This is a genomic window from Kitasatospora sp. NPDC058046, assembly GCF_042885595.1.
Lineage (GTDB): Bacteria > Actinomycetota > Actinomycetes > Streptomycetales > Streptomycetaceae > Kitasatospora.
Map to the genome: position 1 here is coordinate 161,564 of NZ_JBHVRS010000016.1, position 12,728 is coordinate 174,291.

A 12,728-nucleotide genomic window follows, 5' to 3' on the forward strand; every position below is an offset into this window, starting at 1 on the left:
AGCGGATTGTGGTTTCTGCTCCCCGGCTTGCACCCCTCCTCCGAACCTCCCGCCCCCCCCCCCGTGTCGGTCCCCCCCCGCCCCAATGGGGCCTGGCGCCCCCCCCCCCCACCCCGCCCCCGGTGCCCCCCCCCCGCGTTTCCGGCTCGCGGGGGCGGACCACCGAGGACGTACGGCTCAGAAGGCGTACGGCGGTTTGCCCGTCCACCAGTTGCCGGGCGCGTCCGGGTCGCGGCTGGTCCAGAACTCGACGATCGCGTTGGTGAACTCGGCCGCGGAGAGCACGCCGTCGCCGTCGGTGTCGAGGTGGCGGAAGGCCTCGTCGGCGTCGTCGCGGGACAGGCCGGCGAAGTGGCCGCGCTGGAAGACGAAGAACTCGCCGGCGTCCACCGTCCCGCTGCGGTCGGCGTCGGCGACGGAGAGGAAGGCCCCGGCGAGCGCGCCGAGGATCTCCTGGGCGGCCTCCGGGTCGTCGGCGAGCGAGCCGGTCGAGGCGACGAACTGCTGCCGGGTGATCGCCTCGGTGCCGGCGGGCAGCCGGGCGAGGTGCAGGTCGTGCCAGGTCGTCAGGTAGGCCCGGACTATCACGGCCTCCGCCTCGGAGCCCTCCTGGTGGCCGAGCGAGCGGGCCACGGAGAGGCCCATCAGGACGTGGTCCCGCTCGGTGAGCAGCCCGTCGCCGTCGGCGTCGAGGTGATCGAAGCCGTGATTGATCTTTGCGATGAGCAGGTCGTCCGACAAAAGTGCCCCCTCGATTGGTGATTCCTTGCCCGGGTCTCCTACGTCACATCGCCTGCACGCTAGCGCCTCGAACCGGACCGGCGCAGCCGAACGACCTGCCGCTTCACCCGCCGGGCCTCGATGATCATCGGTCACCTCAGTGCACCGCCGCCAGCAGTTCCCTCGTGTACTCGGTGTGCGGCGCCGCGAACAACTGGTCCCGGTCGGTGGACTCGACCAGCCGTCCCCGGTGCATCACCGCCACCCGATCGCAGAAGTGCCGGACCACCGCGAGGTCGTGGGAGACGAACAGGAAGGCGACACCGAGCCGTTCGCGCAGCTCCATCAGCAGGTTGAGCACCTGGGCCTGCACCGACACGTCGAGCGCGGAGACCGGCTCGTCGGCGATGATCAGGCGCGGCTGCGGGGCCAGCGCGCGGGCGATGCCGATCCGCTGGCGCTGCCCGCCGGAGAACTCGTGCGGGTAGCGGTCCAGGTGCCGGGCCTCCAGGCCGACCTGCTCCAGCAACTCGGCGGAACGCTCCCGCCGTTCGGCCCGGTCCAGCGGGGTGTGCAGGCGCAGCGGGGTGTCCAGGGTCTGGGCGACGGTCCGGCGCGGGTTGAGCGAGGCGTACGGGTCCTGGAAGACCAGCTGGATCTCCCGGCTGAGCCGCTTCCGCAGCTCCCGGTCCGGCCGGGTGACGTCCTGGCCGCCGTACAGCACCCTGCCGCCGGTGGGGCGTTGCAGCCCGGCCAGGACCCGTGAGGTGGTGGACTTGCCGGAGCCGGACTCGCCGACCAGCCCGAGCGTCTCGCCGGGCGCGATCCGCAGGCCGACACCCTCGACCGCCCGGACCGGTTCGGCCCGCAGGCCGGGGAAGCGCCGGCGTCCGGGGAAGCGCACGGACAGGTCGTCCACCTCGACCAGCCACCGCTCGGGGCGCTCGACGGTCCGCGGCCGGAACGTCCGCGACGGGGCCGGCTCGTCGACCGTCGGCAGGGCGGTGCCCGGCACCGAGTCCAGCCGGAGCGCCGCGCCCACCAGCGCCCGGGTGTACGGCTCGCGCGGTGCGGCCAGCAGTTCGGCGGTCGGCGCGGACTCGACCTCGACCCCGCCGCGCAGCACCAGCGTGCGGTCCGTCGTCCCGGCGACCACGCCCAGGTCGTGGCTGACCAGCAGCACCGCCGTCCCGTGCTCGCGCTGCAACTCGCCGAGCAGGTCGAGGACCTGCCGCTGGACGCGGGCGTCCAGGGCGGTGGTCGGCTCGTCCGCGATGAGCAGCCGGGGGTCGTTCATCAGCGCCATCGCGATCATCACGCGCTGGCGCATGCCGCCGGAGAACTGGTGCGGGTAGTCGCGCGTCCGGGCCGTCGGGATGCCGACCCGGTCGAGCATCTCGGCCGCCCGCCGGCCCGCCTCGGCCCGGCCCGTGCCCGGGTGGTGCAGCCGGTACATCTCGGCGAGCTGGGCGCCCACGCCGTGGAAGGGGCTGAGCGAGGTGAGCGCGTCCTGGAAGACCAGCGCCGCCTTTCCGCCCCGCACCCCGCGCAGCGCGGACTCCTCGGTGCCGACGACCTCCTGCCCGTCGAGCCGGATCGAGCCGGTGACGGTGGTGGTGCGCGGGTCGTGCAGGCCGAGGACGGCGAGCCCGACGGTCGACTTGCCGGAGCCCGACTCGCCGACCAGGCCCAGGACTTCACCCGGGGCGAGGTCGAAGGAGAGGCCCTGGACGGCGGTCACCGGCGCACCGCCGCGCGGGTCGGCGAAGGAGACGGTCAGATCGCGGACGCTCAGCACCGGCTCGACGGTCTCCGCCGCCGTGCTCTCCACCTCTGCGGTCCGCACGCCGGCCCCCGGAACAGTGGAATTCATCGAAGGGCTCCCCATCAGTTCAGCCGGACACGCGGGTCGAGCCAGGCGACCGCGAGGTCGGCCAGCGCGACGAACAGCACCATGAAGCAGGCGGCCAGCAGCACCGCGCCGACCACGGCGGGCAGGTCCTGCCCGGCGACGGCCTCGGCGGCGAACCGCCCGACCCCGTTCAGCCCGAACACCGTCTCGGTGATCACGGCTCCGCCGAGCAGCACCCCGGCCTCCAGCCCGATCAGCTGCACCAGCGGTCCGGCGGCGCCGCGCGAGGTGTACTTGAGGTGGGCGCGCAGCCGTCCCAGGCCCTTGCCGCGGGCCGTGCGGACGTACTCCTCGTTCATCGTCTCCAGCAGCTGCGAGCGCGAAAGCCGGGCGAACACCGCGGAGTTGACGAAGCCGAGGACGAACCAGGGGAGCAGCATCCCGCCCGCCCAGGCGGTCAGGTCGTCGGCCGGCGGGGTGTAGGAGGGCAGCGGCAGCAGCCCGGTGGAGTAGACCAGCAGCCACTGCGCGACGTACCCGAGGAAGTAGATCTGCAGGCTGGCGCCGACCAGGGTGAAGCCGGACAGCAGCCGGTCGGTCCGCCGCCCGTGCCGCAGCGCGGAGACGAAGCCGGTGCCGAGGCCGAACACCAGCAGGACGGCGAGCGCCCCGGCGGTCAGCGAGAGGGTGACCGGCAGGTGGTCGGCGAGGGCCTCGCTGACCGGCTGGTGCAGCCGGTAGGAGTAGCCGAGGCAGGGGGCGTCGCAGTGGATGGTCGAGCCGTCCACGTCGCCGATGTCCCGCCCGGCGACGACCCCGGCCAGGTAGTCGGTGTACTGGGTGAGCAGCGGCTGGTCCAGGCCCATGCTCTGGCGCACCGCCGCGACCTGCCCGCTGTCGCAGCGCGGGCCGCAGGCGGCGCGGGCCGGGTCGGCGGGCGCGGCGTAGAAGAGGGCGAAGGCGGCGGCGGAGACCGCGACCAGGACCGCGAGGGCCTGGGCGGTCCGCCGCAGGACGAAGGAGAGCATGGCCGATCCGGGGTCGACGTGACGGGGGAGGCGTGCGAAACGGACGTGTGCGGGACTGAGGCGGAACCGGGGGCCGGAGCCAAAGAGACAGGACCGGGGGCCGGAACCGGAACCGGAGGCGGAACCGGGGCCCGCCCCCGCCACCGCGCACGGGCGGCGGGAGCGGGCCCCGGTCGGCTCAGGACTTCAGGTACAGCCAGGCCAGCGAGACGGTCCCGTAGATCGGGTGGATGAACGCCCCGCCGACGTTGCTGCCGCGCAGCTGGTTGACCGTCGGGTAGGCGAACGGCAGCACCGGCACGTCCTTCATCACGGTCTGCTCCAGCGCGTACAGCTCCTTGGCCTTGGCGCGCGGCTCGCCGATCTGGTTGATCCGGTCGATCTCCTTGTCGACCTCCGGGTTGCGGTAGAGCGCGGAGTTGATGTCGCTGCCGGCCCGGCCGTCGAAGGAGAACGGGATCAGGGTGGACGGGGTCGGCCAGTCGACCGAGCTGGTCTCCTCGAACAGGTCGTACGGGGCGCCGTCGCGGTGCACCTCGTCGAGGAAGGCCTTGGGGTCGATCGGCTTGGGCACGACGGTGATGCCCGCCTTGCCGAAGCCCTCGACCAGCACCTGGGCGACGCGCTGCCCGGTCGGGGTGTTCCGGTACGCGTAGGTCAGGCTGCCGGGCGCCTGCTTGGCCTTGGCGAGCTGGGCCTTGGCGGCCTCCGGGTCGCCCTCGGGCTTGACCGGGTAGAGGTCGTACTTCTGCCAGTCGATCAGCGCGGGCGAGCTGAGCGTGGTGGCCAGTTCGCCGGTCCGGGCGCCGCCCTGGACCTGGCGGGCCTGCTGGCGCGGGTAGGCCAGGTGCAGCGCCTTGCGGACCTCGACGTCCGACACCCGCTGGTTGTTGATCATCAGCTGGGTGACGAAGGCGCCCTGCCGGCCGGAGACCACCAGCTCCTTGGCCTTCGGGTCGGTGTCGGTGGTCTGGTACAGCTCGGCGGAGAGGGTGTCGGCCGCGGTGGTGGCGTTGGCGCCGCCGTCCCGCCCGGAGAGGATCTCCTGGTTGAGGTTGAGCGCCTCCTTGCCGTACGTGAAGACGAACTTCTCCGGGTACTGGCTGCGGATCGGGTCCGTCTCGGGCTTCCAGGCCGGGTTGCGCTCCAGCACCATGCGGGTGTTCTGGACGTGCTCGACGATCTTGTACGGGCCGGTCGCGAACGGCAGGCGGTCGTAGTCCGTCCCGGTGTCCTTGTCCCGGCGCACCGGGGAGGAGGAGGACTGCGCGGCCATGTACGGGACGTCGGCCTGCGGCTGCGGGAAGTGGAAGACGAGGGTGCGCTCGTCCGGCGTCTCGATCGCGTCGAGGTCGCCGGCCTGCGGGCCCGCGTACTTGGCGCGCGCCGCCTCGTAGCTGGCCTCGCCGGTGAGCCACTGCGGCCAGTACGGCGGGCCGACCTCGTAGCCCTTGCCGAAGGTGCGCTCGATGCCGTACTTGACGTCCTGGGCGGTGATCGGCTGCCCGTCCTCCCAGGCGACGCCCTGCTTGAGCCTGTACGTCCAGGTGCGCCCGCCGTCGGCCGGGGTGCCGGTGTCGGTGGCCAGGTCGCCGACCAGCTTGGCCTTGCCGTCCACGACCTGGTACTGGGTCAGCTGGCGGCCCCAGAGCAGCGAGGCGTTGTAGGCGGCACCCGCGTAGACCTTCTGCGGGTCGAGGTGGCGGAACTCGACGCTGTTGTACACGTTCACGGTGCCGCCCGCACGGGCGCCCGGGGCGGCCGGGGCGGGGCCGGCGCTCTCCTGCTCGCTGCCGAGCACGGCGGTCAGCGGGGAGGTCTCCTTGGCGGAGGCCCCGGCGCCGCCGGAGCCGGTGGTGCTGCCCGCGCCGGCCGAGCAGGAGGTCGCCAGCAGGGCGGTGGCGATGACGGCGAGGGACGGTCTGGTCCAGCGCATGGCGAATCTCTCCTTGCCCCGGCGGTCGTGCCGGGGCGGGCTCGGGTGATGGTGGGGAGGGGGGAAGGGTCTTGGGAGCGGCGAGAAGAAGGGGCCTCGGGAGGGCCGGAGGGGCCTCAGCGGGCGGTGCCGGCGCGCGGGTCCAGCGCGTCCCGGACGGCGTCGCCGAGCAGGTTGAAGGCGATGACGAACAGCAGCAGCGCCACACCGGGGAACACCATGTAGGTGGGGTCGGCCTGGAAGACCTCGGAGCCGCGCGCGATCATCCGCCCCCAGTCCGGGACCGGCTCGGTGACGCCGACGCCGAGGAAGGACAGCGCGGCCTCGGAGGCGACGAAGGTCGGCACCGCCATGGTGGCGTGCACCAGCAGCTGCGAGCGCACATTCGGCAGGAGTTCGTGGACGACGACATGGAATCGGCTCGCGCCCTGGGCCCGTGCGGACTGCACGAAATCCCTTTCCCGGAGCGAGCGGACGGTGGCCCGCAGGGAAAGCGCGAGCGGAATCCAGCCGAACGCCGAGAAAACCAGGATCAGCACCAGGAACTGCATCCACTCCGGTTCCGCGGTGCCCGGGTCGACCAGCCGCGACTGGATCACCGGGCTGAGCGCGAGCAGCAGGAGCAGGGTGGGAAAGGCCAGCAGCACATTGGCGAGGAATCCGAACAACCGGTCGGTGATCCCGCCGAGGTAGCCGACCGCGACGCCGACCAGCACGCCCAGCGTGGTGGTCACCACGGCGGCCGCGAAGGCGATCAGCAGCGAGGTGCGGATGCCGTACAGCAGCTGGGTGAACACGTCCCGGCCGAGGCCGGGCTCCAGGCCGAACCAGAAGTCCCCGGAGATGCCGCCGTTCGGCAGCATCGGCAGGCCGCTGTCGCTGAGCAGGCCCGGAGCGTTCTGGCCGTAGTGGTCGACCGGGTTCTTCCCGTACAGCGCGGCGACCAGTGGGGCGCCGAGGGCGAGCAGCAGGAACAGCACCACCACCGCCAGGGCGGAGGCGCCGACCCGGTCCCGCAGGATCCGGCGGAGCGGGCCGGGGTCGGCGGCGGGCACGGGCCCGGCCGCGGTGCCTGGGACGGTGTCGACCACTGCCATGAGGCGTAACCCCCGAATTCTCCGCCGCCCCATGGGTGAGGGTGCGCTGGTGTGTATTTCCGGTACGGCCTCCGGGGGTTTCCCGGCGGCTGTTCGAGCGCCATTTGATCGGATGCGTCCGAGGTTCCGCAAATCACCTTTGGCGGACGTTCGGGTCATTCCTTTCGAACTGTTTCGGGAAATGTGGCGGCTTCATTTCGCTGAAACACTCGCGTTGCAAAAGAACGGACATACCATGCTGAAACGGACTGCCCGTTCCGCATTCTGAGACCTCCGCCACAGTCCCTCCGGTGTTGGTACGATCCCGGTGGGCCGCAACTGGCGCGTAGGGATGGAATCAACCATCGGGAAGCGGCCCCGTGAATCCTCACGTGAACTTGCCGAGCGCCTGGGCCCCCGCATCCCCACCAGGAGACCGCCATGGCCCAGCAGCCCCACACCGCCGCCTCCGCCGCGGCCGACACCGCCTTCCGCAGCGCCCTCGATGTGGTCGCCGGCGTCGAACCGCGGATCGCCGCCGCGATCGGACAGGAGCTGGCGGACCAGCGCGGCTCGCTCAAGCTCATCGCCAGCGAGAACTACGCCTCCCCGGCCGTCCTGCTCACCATGGGCAACTGGCTCAGCGACAAGTACGCCGAGGGCACCGTCGGCCGCCGCTTCTACGCGGGCTGCCGCAACGTCGACACCGTCGAGGGCATCGCCGCCGAGCACGCCCGCGAGCTGTTCGGCGCCGACCACGCCTACGTCCAGCCGCACTCCGGCATCGACGCCAACCTCACCGCGTTCTGGGCCGTCCTCTCCCAGCGGGTCGAGAGCCCGGCGCTGGAGCGCGCCGCGGTGCGCAACGTCAACGACCTCACCGAGGAGGACTGGGCGCGGCTGCGCCAGGAGCTCGGCAACCAGCGGATGCTCGGCATGTCCCTGGACACCGGCGGCCACCTCACCCACGGCTTCCGGCCCAACATCTCGGGCAAGATGTTCGAGCAGCGCAGCTACGGCACCGACCCGGCCACCGGCCTGATCGACTACGACGCGCTGCGCGAGACCGCCCGCGAGTTCCGCCCGCTGATCATCGTGGCCGGCTACTCCGCCTACCCGCGGCTGGTGGACTTCCGCCGGATGCGCGAGATCGCGGACGAGGTCGGCGCGACCCTCATGGTCGACATGGCGCACTTCGCCGGCCTGGTCGCGGGCAAGGTGCTGACCGGCGACCACGACCCGGTCCCGCACGCCCACATCGTCACCACCACCACCCACAAGTCCCTGCGCGGCCCGCGCGGCGGCATGGTGCTGTGCCAGTCCGAACTGGCCGAGCATGTCGACCGCGGCTGCCCGCTGGTGCTCGGCGGCCCGCTCTCCCACGTGATGGCCGCCAAGGCGGTCGCCCTCGCCGAGGCCCGCCGCCCCGAGTTCCAGGCCTACGCCCGCGCCGTCGTCGCCAATGCCCAGGCGCTCGCCGAGGGCCTGCTGCGCCGCGGCGGAAAGCTGGTCACCGGCGGCACCGACAACCACCTGGTCCTCGCCGACGTCTCCGGCTACGGCCTGACCGGCCGCCAGGCCGAGGCGGCGCTGCTCGACTCGGGCATCGTCACCAACCGCAACTCCGTCCCGCAGGACCCGAACGGCGCCTGGTACACCTCGGGCGTCCGCCTCGGCACCCCGGCCCTCACCACCCGCGGCCTCGGCACCGCCGAGATGGACGAGATCGCCGACCTGATCCACACCGTCCTGCGCGCCACCGCCCCCGCCACCACGGCCAAGGGCTCCCCGTCCAAGGCCGCGTACACCCTGGACGCAGCCCTCCGCGACGCCACCGCCAAGCGCGCCGCCGACCTGCTCGCCCCGTACCCGCTCTACCCGGGCGTCGACCTGGCCTGACGGCGAACGGCGAACAGATGACAGATTTCGAAATCTGTCATCTGTCATCTGTTCGCTGAAAGTTGTCAGCCGTCAGCCGTCAGCCGTTCGTCGGCCCCGCCCCGCGCCGCCCCGTGCACCGGGTCCGCTAGTACTGCAGGGACTTGTACTGCAGGAACTCCTCCAGCCCGTGCCGGCCCAGCTCCCGGCCGAGGCCGGAGCTCTTGTAGCCGCCGAAGGGCGCGAGCGGGTTGAAGCGGCCGCCGTTGAGGTCCACCTGGCCGGTGTCGAGGCGGCGGGCGAAGGCGGCGGCGGTGTCGGTGTCGCGGGCCCAGACGCCGCCGGCCAGACCGTACGGGGTGCCGTTGGCGAGTTCGGCGGCATGGTCCTCGTCGCGGTAGCGGAGGATCGCCAGGACCGGGCCGAAGACCTCCTCCTGGGCCACCGTCATCTCCGGGGTCACGTCGGCGAGCACGGTCGGGCGGACGTAGTAGCCGGTGGCGGGTTCGGTGACCGGCTCGGAGCCGCCGACGACCAGCCGGGCGCCCTCGGCCAGCGCGCCGTCGATGTAGCCGCGCACCTGGGCCAGCTGCCTGGCGTTGACCAGCGGGCCGATCCGGGTCTGCGGGTCGGTCGGGTCGCCCGGCCGGTACTGGGCGGCGACCTCCTCGGCCCGGGCGACCGCCTCCTCGTACTGGTCCTCGTGCACCAGCAGGCGGGTCAGCGCGTTGCAGGTCTGGCCCGAGTTGGCGAAGACGTTGGCGACGTTCGCCTTGACCGCCCGGGCCAGGTCGGCGCCGGGCAGCACCACGTTGGCCGACTTGCCGCCCAGCTCCAGGGAGACCCGCTTCAGCCCCCGGCCGGCCGTCTCGGCGACCTGCCGGCCGACGGCGGTGGAACCGGTGAACGAGACCAGGTCCACGTCCCGGTGCCCGACGAGCGCCGCGCCCGCCACCGCCCCGGTGCCGGTCACCAGGTTGAAGACGCCCGCCGGGAACCCGGCCGCGTGCACCAGCCGGGCGAACAGCCGGGCCACCAGCGGGGTGTCCTCGGCCGGCTTGAGGACCACCGGGCAGCCGGCCGCCAGGGCCGGGACGGTCTTGGCGACGATCTGGTGCAGCGGGTAGTTCCACGGCGTGATCGCCGCGACCACCCCGGCCGGCTCGGCGTGCACCACCGAGTTGCCGATCCGCTCCTCGAAGGGGTGCTCGGCGAGCAGGGTCAGGTAGGAGGTCGCCACGGCGAGCGGCAGCCCGGCGTGCACGGCGCCGGCGAAGCCGACCGGGGAGCCCAGCTCGGCGACGACCGTCTCGGTGATCTCGTTCTGTGCGGCGGCGATCCCGTCCCGCAGGCGGGTCAGCAGCGCCAGCCGCTCCTCGGGGGTGGTCGTGCCCCAGGCGCGGGCCGCCCGGCGGGCCGCCGTCACCGCCGTGTCGATGTCGGTCGTGCCGCCGGCCGGCACGGTGGCCAGCACCTGTTCGGTCGCCGGGTTCAGTACGGTGATCGACCCGGTGTCCCCGGAGGGCCGCCACTCGCCGTCGATGTACTGGTCGCTGTACTCCGCGTACTGCCGCACCGATCGTCCTCTCGTCCGCCCTTCAACTAGCAGCGCTAGCCGAAGGTCAGTCAATGCGGCCCGGGCGGCCGCGCGCAAGAGTCAATCCCGACCGGCGGACCTGACGGTTACTTCGGAGCGAACCGCGCGGTGTACTCGTCGAACGGCTCGATGCCCACCTCCGCGCGCCGCTCGTCCAGCCGCTCCGGCTCCTCGCACGGCCACGGCACCGGACGGCCGTCCGCCACCGCGCCGATCTGCGTCCCGTAGCGCTGCTCCCGGCCCTCGTTGACCGCCAGCCGGTCCTGGAGGAAGGCCAGGTCGCGGGCGCTCGCCTCACCCCGGGCGACGGCCTCGCCCATCAGTGCCGCCGCCCGCCGCTGGACGTCGAGCTGCCGGTCCGCGTGCTGCGCCACCAGCCACGCCGCCCGGGCGGCCTCGGGGCCGACGGCGCGCTCGGTCGGCCAGCCGTGCGCCGCCATGATCTCCGCGAGCCGGTCCCCGTGCCGGGCGGTCAGCCGCCGCCAGGCCGCCTGCTCGGCCAGGTCGGGGCTGTTCGCCAGCCGGGCGGCCGCGCCGTCCTCGGCCATCATCCCGACCAGCTCCCGCGCGAGGGCCGGATCCTGACCGTACCGCTGTGCTTCCGTCACGTCGACGACGCTCCCTGTAGCCGGGCCCTCCTGCCGAGGACCGCCCGCCACCACGCTAGGCGCGGAGAACGCGACGAAGATCATCCCCGAAGACGGTGACCCGGGGGTGCCGCCCACGGCAGAATGGATGCACACCGGGAACGAGGCGCACCGCGCACGCGGGAACGAAGCGCACCGCGCAGACGGGAACGAGGCGCACCGCGCACGCGCCAACGGAGCGCTCCACGCACACGGCGACGGAACGCACACTCCCGCGAGAGACGCCGAAGGGCCGGTCGGAGGAATCCGACCGGCCCTTCACCGTGTGACGAGGATCAGACCCGGGACGGCTCCGCCGCCTCGGTGCCCTCGGCCGCCAGCATCTCCTCGCGGACCGCGGCCAGCGAGGGGTTGGCCCAGGCGCTGGCGACGCCCCAGTAGTAGAACGCCAGCCCGATCGCGGCGACGATCAGCAGGTCCCAGCCCTCCGGCAGGTAGCCGTGCCCGCCGAAGTCGGCGCTGCCCGCCCAGGAGACGCCGGCCATCACGAACAGGTACGCGACCATCCAGGCGCCCGCCTTCAGGTGCGGCTTCAGCACGGCGAACGGCTTGCGCAGCTCGTACCAGGCCCAGATCGGCAGACCGGCGGCCATCAGCAGGATGACCTTGCCGGTGAGCGGCCAGCGGGCCCAGTAGAGCACCAGCGAGCCGAAGATCATCGCGATCGGGGCGATCACCGGCATGGCGCGCAGCCGGACCGGCCGCGGCAGTTCGGGGGCCAGGCGGCGCAGCGCCATCACGGCGACCGGGCCGGTGATGTACGAGATCACGGTGGCCACCGAGACGATCTCGGCCAGCGAGCCCCAGCCGCGGAAGACCGCGAGGAACATGAACGCGACCACCAGGTTCAGCACCAGCGCCGGGCGCGGGATGCCGGTCTTGGCGTCGACCCTGCCGAAGATCTTCGGCAGGTGGCCGTTCTCCTGCACGCCGTGGATCATGCGCGAGGTGGTGGCGGCGTAGATCATGCCGGTGCCGGAGGGGGAGATGAAGGCGTCCGCGTAGAGCGTGATCGCGAGCCAGTTGAGGCCCCAGGCGATGGCCAGGTCGGCCAGCGGCGAGGTGTAGGAGAGGTTGCTCCAGCCGTTCGCCAGGTCGCCGCCCGGGATGGCGCCGAGGAAGGCGATCTGGAGCGCGACGTAGATCACCAGGGCGATCAGGATCGAGCCGATGACGGCCTTCGGCAGCGACTTGCCGGGGTTCTTGGCCTCGCCGGCCAGGTTCAGCGGGGACTGGAAGCCGTTGAAGGCCCAGACGATGCCGGAGACCGCGACGGCGGTGAACACCGAGCTCCAGCCGTTCGGCGCGAAGCCGCCGTGGTCGGTGAAGTGCGCCGAGTCGAAGTGCGCGAAGAGCAGCGCACCGGCGGTCACCGTCGGGACGACGACCTTGAAGACGGTGATCGCGGTGTTGGTCTTGGCGAACAGCGTGATCGCGAACCAGTTGAGGGCGAAGTAGACGAGCAGCAGCACGCTGGCCAGCGCCACGCCGCTGAGGGTCAGCTCCTTGCCGTCGTACAACCCCTGCGCCCAGCCGAAGTGCCAGGAGCTCATGTACTGCACGGAGGCGGTGGCCTCACCCGGGATGACCGAGACGATGGCGATCCAGTTGGCCCAGGCCGCCAGGTAGCCGGCCAGCGAGCCGTGCGAATACTGGCCGTACCGGACCATGCCGCCGGCCTTGGGGAACATCGAGCCCAGCTCGCTGTAGGTGAGCGCGATGGTCAGCGCCACCGCGGCACCGATCACCCAGGCGAGGATCGAGGCGGGTCCGGCGAGCTTGGCGGCCCGCTCGGCACCGAACAGCCACCCGGAGCCGATGATCGACCCCAGCCCGACCGCGGTCAGGCTGATCGTTCCGAGCGATCGGCGGTAGTTCTGGTGTGATGCCGTCGACGATTCGGGCTCACTCAACGTATCGGTCCTCTCGCTCGTGGTTCATCGGGTGGTGTCGGTGTTTTTGCGATTTTGCGTCGGTATTTCGGACAAACGGAG

The 12,728-nt window shown here is 72.3% G+C and carries 9 protein-coding genes and 1 riboswitch; of the genes, 1 reads left to right on the forward strand and 8 read right to left on the reverse strand.

Features of this window, described 5'->3' with window-relative positions; translation table 11 throughout:
- Window positions 1-177 precede the first annotated feature (177 nt).
- The 5 genes from ACFVU7_RS28845 to ACFVU7_RS28865 all read right to left on the reverse strand — a co-directional run bounded on the left by ACFVU7_RS28845 (window position 178) and on the right by ACFVU7_RS28865 (window position 6,633).
- Window positions 178-741: an EF-hand domain-containing protein gene (locus ACFVU7_RS28845; protein ID WP_049649817.1), complete on the reverse strand. Its 564-nt coding sequence runs from the start codon at window positions 739-741 to the stop codon at window positions 178-180.
- A 136-nt stretch (window positions 742-877) separates the two neighbouring features.
- The gene (locus ACFVU7_RS28850; RefSeq protein WP_388047948.1) at window positions 878-2,593 is read right to left on the reverse strand and encodes a dipeptide ABC transporter ATP-binding protein; all 1,716 of its coding nucleotides are present in this window, start codon (window positions 2,591-2,593) and stop codon (window positions 878-880) included.
- A gap of 14 nt (window positions 2,594-2,607) precedes the next feature.
- Window positions 2,608-3,600 carry an ABC transporter permease gene (locus ACFVU7_RS28855; RefSeq protein ID WP_388047950.1) on the reverse strand — a complete coding sequence of 331 codons (993 nt, stop codon included), beginning with the start codon at window positions 3,598-3,600 and terminating at the stop codon, window positions 2,608-2,610.
- A gap of 178 nt (window positions 3,601-3,778) precedes the next feature.
- Window positions 3,779-5,536 carry an ABC transporter substrate-binding protein gene (locus tag ACFVU7_RS28860; protein ID WP_388047952.1) on the reverse strand — a complete coding sequence of 586 codons (1,758 nt, stop codon included), beginning with the start codon at window positions 5,534-5,536 and terminating at the stop codon, window positions 3,779-3,781.
- Window positions 5,537-5,652: 116 nt separating this feature from the next.
- The gene (locus ACFVU7_RS28865; RefSeq protein ID WP_049649813.1) at window positions 5,653-6,633 is read right to left on the reverse strand and encodes an ABC transporter permease; all 981 of its coding nucleotides are present in this window, start codon (window positions 6,631-6,633) and stop codon (window positions 5,653-5,655) included.
- 304 nt (window positions 6,634-6,937) lie between these two features.
- A riboswitch (ZMP/ZTP riboswitch) is annotated at window positions 6,938-7,034 on the forward strand.
- A gap of 19 nt (window positions 7,035-7,053) precedes the next feature.
- Between ACFVU7_RS28865 and ACFVU7_RS28870 the strand changes: the two genes are divergently transcribed.
- Window positions 7,054-8,511 carry a glycine hydroxymethyltransferase gene (locus tag ACFVU7_RS28870; protein ID WP_380665050.1) on the forward strand — a complete coding sequence of 486 codons (1,458 nt, stop codon included), beginning with the start codon at window positions 7,054-7,056 and terminating at the stop codon, window positions 8,509-8,511.
- Between the two features lie 127 nt (window positions 8,512-8,638).
- On the opposite strand, the gene ACFVU7_RS28875 is transcribed toward ACFVU7_RS28870, so the two are convergent.
- From ACFVU7_RS28875 to ACFVU7_RS28885, 3 genes are all read right to left on the reverse strand, one after another.
- Entirely contained in the window at window positions 8,639-10,066 is a 1,428-nt protein-coding gene (locus tag ACFVU7_RS28875) for an aldehyde dehydrogenase family protein (protein WP_388047954.1), read from the reverse strand.
- 107 nt (window positions 10,067-10,173) lie between these two features.
- Complete coding sequence (locus ACFVU7_RS28880) at window positions 10,174-10,638, reverse strand: DUF6624 domain-containing protein (RefSeq protein ID WP_375876313.1); 465 nt, start codon at window positions 10,636-10,638, stop codon at window positions 10,174-10,176.
- Between the two features lie 371 nt (window positions 10,639-11,009).
- A complete protein-coding gene (locus tag ACFVU7_RS28885) occupies window positions 11,010-12,647 on the reverse strand; it encodes an APC family permease (protein WP_388047956.1) in 1,638 nt (545 codons plus the stop codon).
- Between the last annotated feature and the right edge of the window lie 81 nt (window positions 12,648-12,728).

Bases quoted from the DNA above. Each gene is read 5' to 3' on its own strand.
- ACFVU7_RS28870 (WP_380665050.1), top strand. From the start codon at position 7,054: ATGGCCCAGCAGCCCCACACCGCCGCCTCCGCCGCGGCCGACACCGCC.
- ACFVU7_RS28855 (WP_388047950.1), bottom strand. From the start codon at position 3,600: ATGCTCTCCTTCGTCCTGCGGCGGACCGCCCAGGCCCTCGCGGTCCTG.
- ACFVU7_RS28865 (WP_049649813.1), bottom strand. From the start codon at position 6,633: ATGGCAGTGGTCGACACCGTCCCAGGCACCGCGGCCGGGCCCGTGCCC.
- ACFVU7_RS28880 (WP_375876313.1), bottom strand. From the start codon at position 10,638: ATGATGGCCGAGGACGGCGCGGCCGCCCGGCTGGCGAACAGCCCCGAC.
- ACFVU7_RS28850 (WP_388047948.1), bottom strand. From the start codon at position 2,593: ATGAATTCCACTGTTCCGGGGGCCGGCGTGCGGACCGCAGAGGTGGAG.
- ACFVU7_RS28860 (WP_388047952.1), bottom strand. From the start codon at position 5,536: ATGCGCTGGACCAGACCGTCCCTCGCCGTCATCGCCACCGCCCTGCTG.